Source organism: Nonomuraea rhizosphaerae (assembly GCF_019396405.1).
GTDB classification, from domain to species: Bacteria; Actinomycetota; Actinomycetes; order Streptosporangiales; family Streptosporangiaceae; genus Nonomuraea; species Nonomuraea rhizosphaerae.
Genome location: NZ_JAHKRL010000512.1, coordinates 1 through 7490 on the forward strand (window position 1 = coordinate 1; position 7490 = coordinate 7490).

Genomic DNA, 7490 nt, shown 5'->3' on the forward strand with positions numbered 1-7490 from the left:
GTGGCGGCGGGCGCGGACGGCCTGATCGTCTCCGGCGCCGGCGCCGCCGGGCCGGTGGCGGAAGAGGAGGCGGAGGAGGCGGTGGCGGTCGTCGGGGCGCTGGTGCGTCCCGAGGCGCCCGGCACGCTGCCCGAGTGCAGGCAGGCGATCGACCGGGTGGACGCGGCGCTGGCCACCCTGCTGGAGCGGCGCGCCGCGCTCGCCGGGATCGTGCAGACGCTCAAGCCGGTCGGCGGGTTCGCGGGGCGCGACATGGCGCGTGAGCGCGCGCTCGTCGCCCGCATGGCCCAGCGCGCCCCCGAGCTGGGCGAGGCCCGCCTGGCGCCGATCATGAACGCCGTCATCGAGGCCGGCCTGAGCCTGGCCGAGGAACGCGCGGCGGCAACCACCGACTGACCGCTGACGCTCTGCCCGCGCCCCCGGCTGGTCGCGTTGTCCGCGGCCCGCCCACGCGGCTGGCCCGCGCCGTCGGCGGCTCGTCCGTGTCACCGGCTGGTCGTGCTGCCGGTCGGGGGGTGGTTACGGCTTGGTGAGTTTGAAGTTGTTCATCGGGCGGCCCGGACCGGCGGCGATGCGGGCGTTGACCAGCTCGGCGAAGCGCCGGTAGCCGGCCCCGGTCGGGTGGAAGCTGCGGGCGTTCACGGTGAGCTCCTCCAGGTTCACCGCCAGCCCGTTCACGTACGGGTCCGGCTGCCCCACCTCGTGCCCGTCGAAGGCGTCGTACGCGTCCACGTACTCGACGCTGCCGGTCCCGCCGAGGGCGGCGATGCCGCGGTCGAAGTCGGCGGCCACCCGGCCCACGACGTCGTTGAGCTCGCGGGTCACGCCGTTGAGCCACCGCTGGTCCTGGACCGTCAGGTTGGCGACGCTCTTGACGGGGACGGCGGGGAAGGGGCGGGGGTAGCCGAGGACGATGACGCGGGCCAGCGGCGCGCGGGCCCGCAGCTCGCGCAGCACCTTGGTCATGCTCGGCCCCAGCCGCCTGATGCGCTCGGCGACCTCGGCGTCCTGGTCGACGCAGGCCGACGACCAGGGCAGCTTGACGATGCAGCCGGTGAGGACGCGGGTGAAGCCGGCGTCGTTGCCGCCGATGCTGAGCGTCACCAGGGTGGCGGAGGCGGCGACGCGCTGGAGCTGCGGCTGCTGGCCGTACTGGCCGGAGAAGAGCTGGCGGGTGGTGGCGCCGCTGCACGCCCAGAACGCGGTGCCGCCGCCGAAGCTGTGCGCGCCGGCGACGAGCGGGACGTAGGAGCCCTGGGAGCGGTGGCAGCGGTCGCCGCCGTCGGCGGGGAGGCGGGCGTCGCCGTCGTACACGCCTTCGCCGGAGGAGTAGGAGTCGCCGAGCCCCACGTACGCGCCGCTCTGCGCGACCTGTACGGGCGAGAGCCGCGCCGCCACGGGCAGCAGCCCGGCGGGCACGCGGTCGGCGGGGCAGCCGGCCAGGCAGGCCACCGAGGCGGACAGGCCCAGGGGGACCGACGCCACGGCGAGCGCGGCCCCGAGCGCGGCCGCCGCCCCGATCTGCACGGCCCTGCGCCGGACGACCCACCCCAGAGCGCCCAGCGAGGTGCCCAGCAAGGTGCTCAGCGGGGTGCCCCGCACGTTGTCCGGAGTGCCGCCCGACGTGGTGCCTGACGTGACGTCCGGCGCGGTGCCCGACGCGGTGTCCGGTGTGACGTCCGGCCCGACGCCTGATGTGGCCTGACTCGCCCCGTCCAGTGCGACCTCCCCGAGACAGGGAGCGGTCCGGGCAAGAGCGGCGACCACTCCGGCAACGAGCCTAATCGCCCGCGCGCGCCGGGGAGCGCCTTCCGCTGATCGTTCTCCACCCGGCCGCGATGGCCGCCGCCAGGAGCGGCAGCAGGCAGAAGGCGATGCGCTGGTCGGCGTCCGCGAACGGCATCAGCAGCACGACCAGGGCGAGGAAGGCGAGGGTGGCCCAGCCGGTGTACGGGGAGCCGGGCATCGGGAAGGCCGAGCGGTGCCCGGTGGCGCGCAGCCGGATCTGGCAGTACACCAGCGTGGCCCAGGTGGTGATCACGCCGAGCGAGGCCACGGCGGTGGCGATGTTGAACGCCCGTTCCGGCACGAAGTAGAACATCACCACGCCCGCCACGAACATCACCGCCGTGAACAGGATGCCGCCGATCGGGACGTGCCGGGAGCTGAGCGTCCCGGCGAAGCCCGGGGCCTCGCCGTTGCGGGCCATCGAGCGCAGGATCCGGCCGGTCGCGTACAGGCCGGAGTTGCACGACGACAGCGCGGCCGTGATGACGACGAGGTTCATCGCGTCGGCCGCCCACGGCACGCCCAGCCCGGCGAAGACGGTCACGAAGGGCGAGACGCCCGCCTGGTAGGCCGTCCACGGCAGCACCATGGCCAGCAGCAGCACCGACCCGACGTAGAAGATCGCGATGCGCCAGGTGACGCCCCTGATGGCCTTCGGCATGACCTCGCGCGGCCGGGCCGTCTCCCCGGCCGTGATGCCGACCAGCTCGATCGAGGCGTACGCGAACACGACCGACTGCAGGCTCATCAGCACCATCGGGAAGCCCTGCGGGAAGAACCCGCCGTGGGCGGTCAGGTTGCGCGGCCCGGCCCCGTCCACCGAGAGGATCACCAGCACCAGCCCGGCCACCAGGAACGCCACGATCGCCAGCACCTTCAGCATCGCGAACCAGAACTCCAGCTCGCCGAAGAGCCGCACCGACAGCAGGTTCACCGTCAGGACGAAGCCCAGCGCGATCAGCGCCGTCAGCCACTGCGGGAAGCCGGGCGCCCAGTAGTGGACGTACACGGCGATGGCGGTCAGCTCGGCGATGCCGGTGAAGGCCCAGTTGATCCAGTACATCCAGCCGCTGGCGAACGCCGCCCACGGCCCGATGAACTCGTGGGCGTACACGACGAACGACCCCGACGCCGGACGGTGCAGCACCAGCTCGCCCAGGGCCCGCATGACGAAGAAGGCGGCCACCCCGGACACCGCGTAGGACAGGATCAGCCCGGGCCCGGTGGCCGCCAGCCGGCCGCCCGCGCCCAGGAACAGGCCGACGCCTATCGCCCCGCCGATGGCGATCATCTGGACCTGCCGGTTGCCCAGCGCGGGCCTGTACCCCTCGTCGGTATCCGATCGCACCCCGTGTCACTCCCGTCACCCTCGGTGTGTGCGACGATATCGGCGCGCGAACGCCCGCGGAGATCAGGCGCGCCGGGCCCCGGACTGTCGGTCGGGGCCACTAGAGTCGGAGCGCAGATCCAGCATCCAGATCGGGAGGCGCCGCTCCATGTCGTCCAGCGACTCGTTCGTCCATCTGCATGTGCACACCGAATACTCCATGCTCGACGGTGCGGCGCGCCTCAAGCAGATGTTCAAGCAGGTCGGCGACCTGGGCATGCCGGCGATCGCGATCACCGACCACGGCAACATGCACGGCGCCTACGACTTCTACCGGCAGGCGACCGGGGCGGGCATCAAGCCGATCATCGGCATCGAGGCGTACGTGGCGCCGGAGCTGCGCCACAACAAGAAGCCGGTGCTGTGGGGCGAGCCGAGCCAGAAGCGCGACGACGTCTCGGCGGGCGGCTACTACACCCACATGACGATCTGGGCCCGCAACAAGACGGGCCTGCACAACCTGATGAAGCTGTCCTCGCGCGCCTACACCGAGGGCTTCGTCCGCAAGTGGGCGCGGATGGACGCCGAGATCCTGGCCGAGCACTCCGAGGGCCTGATGGCCACCACCGGCTGCCCGTCGGGCGAGGTGCAGACCAGGCTCCGGCTGGGCCAGTACGACGAGGCCGTCAAGGCCGCCGCGAAGTTCCAGGACATCTTCGGCAGGGACAACTTCTTCCTGGAGGTCATGGACCACGGCCTCGACATCGAGCGCCGCGTCCGCGACGGGCTGACCCGCATCAGCGCCGAGCTGAGCATCCCGCCGGTGGTCACCAACGACTCCCACTACACCTACGAGTCCGACTCCTCCTCCCACGACGCCCTGCTGTGCATCCAGACCGGCAAGCAGCTGTCCGACCCCGACCGGTTCCGCTTCGACGGCAGCGGCTACTACATCAAGACCGCCGACGAGATGCGCGCGGTCGACTCCTCCGACCTGTGGGCCGAGGGCTGCCGCAACACGCTGCTGGTGGCCGAGAAGGTCGACCCGACGGGGTTCTTCGAGTTCAAGAACCTCATGCCGACCTACCCGATCCCCGACGGCATGACCGAGAGCGAGTTCTTCCGCAGGACCGTCTGGGAGGGCATGGACCGGCGCTGGCCGGAGGGCTACGACGACGAGCACAAGCGGCAGGCCGAGTACGAGATCGGCATCATCGAGCAGATGGGCTTCCCGAGCTACTTCCTCGTGGTCGCCGACTTCATCATGTGGGCCAAGGAAAATGGCATCCCGGTCGGGCCGGGCCGAGGCTCGGCGGCCGGCTCGCTGGTGGCGTACGCGATGGGCATCACCGACCTCGACCCGCTGCCGCACGGCCTGATCTTCGAGCGGTTCCTCAACCCCGACCGCGTCTCCATGCCCGACGTCGACATCGACTTCGACGAGCGCAGGCGGGCCGACGTGATCCGCTACGTGACCGAGAAGTGGGGCGCCGACAAGGTCGCCATGATCGCCACGTTCGGCACCATCAAGGCGAAGGCCGCCATCAAGGACGCCGGTCGCGTCCTGGGCTACCCGTACGCGCTGGGCGACAAGGTCTCCAAGGCCTTCCCGCCCGCCGTGATGGGCAAGGACATCCCGCTGGCGGGCATCTTCGACAAGGACCACCCGCGCTACAGCGAGGCCGGTGAGCTGCGCAAGCTCTACGACGAGGACGTCGACGTCAAGGCGACGATGGACCTCGGCAAGGGCCTGGAGGGCCTGATCAGGCAGACCGGCGTGCACGCCGCCGGCGTGATCATGTCGTCCGAGGTGATCACCGACTACATCCCGATCATGCGCCGCGACTCCGACGGCGCGATCATCACGCAGTTCGACTACCCGACGTGCGAGACGCTCGGCCTGCTGAAGATGGACTTCCTGGGCCTGCGCAACCTCACGATCATGGACGACTGCCTGAAGATGATCCAGGCGCAGACCGGTGAGTGGATCGACCTGCTCAAGCTGCCGCTCGACGACCGCAAGACCTACGAGCTGCTCGGCCGGGGCGACACACTGGGAGTGTTCCAGCTCGACGGCGGCGGCATGCGCTCGCTGCTGCGGCTGATGAAGCCCGACAACTTCGAGGACATCTCCGCCGTCGGCGCCCTCTACCGGCCCGGCCCGATGGGCGCCAACTCCCACACCAACTACGCGCTGCGCAAGAACGGGCAGCAGGAGATCACCCCGATCCACGAGGAGTTCCGCGAGTCGCTGGCCGACATCCTCGACACGACCTACGGCCTGATCGTCTATCAGGAGCAGGTCATGGCCATCGCCCAGAAGGTCGCCGGGTTCTCGCTCGGCAAGGCCGACCTGCTGCGCCGGGCGATGGGCAAGAAGAAGAAGGCCGAGCTGGACAAGCAGTTCGAGTCGTTCGAAGGGGGCATGAAGGACAACGGCTACTCGGCCGCGGCCGTCAAGACCCTCTGGGACATCCTGCTGCCCTTCTCCGACTACGCCTTCAACAAGGCCCACTCGGCCGCGTACGGGCTGGTCTCCTACTGGACCGCCTACCTCAAGGCCAACCACCCGGCCGCCTACATGGCGGCGCTGCTGTCGAGCGTCAAGGACGACAAGGACAAGTCGGCCCTCTACCTCAACGAGTGCCGCCGCATGGGCATCAAGGTGTTCCCGCCGGACGTCAACGACTCCGACTTCGACTTCACCCCGCGCGGCACCGACATCCGCTTCGGCCTGTCGGCGGTGCGCAACGTGGGCGGCAACGTCGTCGACGGCATCATCGCCGCGCGCAAGGAGAAGGGCCGCTACGCCGACTTCAAGGACTTCCTGCGCAAGGTGCCCGCGCTGGTCTGCAACAAGCGGGTGATCGAGTCGCTGGTCAAGGCCGGCGCGTTCGACTCGCTCGGGCACGTGCGCAAGGGCCTGGTCATGGTGCACGAGCAGGCCGTCGACGCGATCATCGACATCAAGAAGAACGAGGCCATCGGCCAGGACTCGCTGTTCGGCGCGATCGACGGCGGCGAGGACCAGACGTTCGACGTGCAGATCCCGGTGGGGGAGTGGGACAAGAACACGCTGCTGCAGTTCGAGCGGGAGATGCTCGGCCTGTACGTGTCCGACCACCCGCTGTTCGGCGTGGAGCACATCCTGGCCTCGGGGGCCGACTGCTCGATCGCCGCGCTCCAGGACGAGAGCCGCGGCGACGGCATGATCGTCACGGTCGGCGGCATCCTGAGTGGCGTCCAGCGCAAGATCACCAAGAAGGGTGACACGTGGGTGCTCACCCAGCTGGAGGACCTCGAGGGCGCGATCGAGGTGATGATCTTCCCGTCGGCGTACCAGCTCTGCTCGACGATCCTGGCCGAGGACGCGATCGTCTTCGTCAAGGGGCGCATCGACAAGCGGGAGGACGTCGCCAAGATCATCGCGATGGAGGTGACGGCGCCCGACCTGACCGTGGAGGCGGGCGGGCCGTTGCTGGTCAGCCTGCCGCTCAACCGCTGCACGCCGCCGGTGGTGGGGCGGCTCAAGGAGATCCTCACCACGCATCCCGGCACCTCCGAGGTGCATCTGCAGGTGCACAACGGGCCCAGGACGACGGTGATGCGGGTGGACGACCGGCTGCGGGTGACGCCGTCACCGGCGCTGATGGGCGACCTCAAGCAACTCCTCGGCCCGGCCTGCCTGGGCGCCTGACCGCCGAGCGCCCCCGCCCGCCGAGCGGCCTCCTGCCCGGTGGGCGGCCTTCCTGCCCGGCGGGCAGCGCCGGTTCGGCCGGGCGCGTAACCGGCACAGGCGACGAGAGGGCGGGGGCTGTCTGGGCAACCCTCGCCGTCGTCGCCCCGCCAGGCGTGCGGCAGGATCGGTGGCGTGAGCGAACCGCACTACCTGACCGCCACCGAGATGGCCCACCTGATCAGGACCCGCCAGGTGAGCGCCGTCGAACTCCTCCAGGCCCACCTCGACCGCATCGAGCAGGTCAACCCGCGGGTCAACGCCATCGTGACGCTCGTGGCCGAGCAGGCGCTCGACGCCGCCAAGGCCGCCGACGCCGCCGAGCCGGCCGGCCCGCTGCACGGCGTCCCGGTCGCGCACAAGGACCTGGTCGACACCAAGGGCATCCGCACCACGTACGGCTCCCCGCTGCACGCCGACTTCGTGCCCGACCAGGACGACGTGATCGTGGAGCGGCTCAGGGCGGCCGGGGCGATCACCGTCGGCAAGACGAACACCCCGGAGTTCGGCACCGGCTCGCACACCGTCAACGAGGTGTTCGGCGCCACCCGCAACCCCTACGACCTGTCCAGGTCGGCGGGCGGCAGCAGCGGCGGCGCGGCGGCGGCGCTGGCCAGCGGCATGGTGCCGCTGGCCGAC

General features: G+C 70.7%; 5 protein-coding genes. 3 read left to right on the plus strand and 2 right to left on the minus strand.

Annotated elements, in window-relative coordinates; genetic code table 11:
• The first annotated feature begins 99 nt into the window (after positions 1 to 99).
• Positions 100 to 396: a chorismate mutase gene (locus KME77_RS26665; protein WP_219471694.1), complete on the plus strand. Its 297-nt coding sequence runs from the start codon at positions 100 to 102 to the stop codon at positions 394 to 396.
• 123 nt (positions 397 to 519) lie between these two features.
• Here KME77_RS26665 and KME77_RS26670 read toward each other — a convergent pair whose 3' ends face one another.
• Positions 520 to 1767, minus strand: coding sequence for an SGNH/GDSL hydrolase family protein (locus KME77_RS26670; RefSeq protein ID WP_308250918.1), 1248 nt, complete (start codon positions 1765 to 1767; stop codon positions 520 to 522).
• 13 nt (positions 1768 to 1780) lie between these two features.
• A complete protein-coding gene (locus tag KME77_RS26675; protein WP_219471692.1) occupies positions 1781 to 3136 on the minus strand; it encodes an amino acid permease in 1356 nt (451 codons plus the stop codon).
• A gap of 148 nt (positions 3137 to 3284) precedes the next feature.
• Here KME77_RS26675 and dnaE point away from each other — a divergent pair, with 148 nt between their 5' ends.
• Together dnaE and KME77_RS26685 are read left to right on the plus strand one after the other, a co-directional pair.
• Entirely contained in the window at positions 3285 to 6812 is a 3528-nt protein-coding gene (gene dnaE / locus KME77_RS26680) for a DNA polymerase III subunit alpha (RefSeq protein ID WP_219471693.1), read from the plus strand.
• Between the two features lie 174 nt (positions 6813 to 6986).
• A partial coding sequence (locus KME77_RS26685; protein WP_308250919.1) for an amidase occupies positions 6987 to 7490 on the plus strand: 504 nt, incomplete at its 3' end.

Bases quoted from the DNA above. Each gene is read 5' to 3' on its own strand.
- dnaE (WP_219471693.1), top strand. From the start codon at position 3,285: ATGTCGTCCAGCGACTCGTTCGTCCATCTGCATGTGCACACCGAATAC.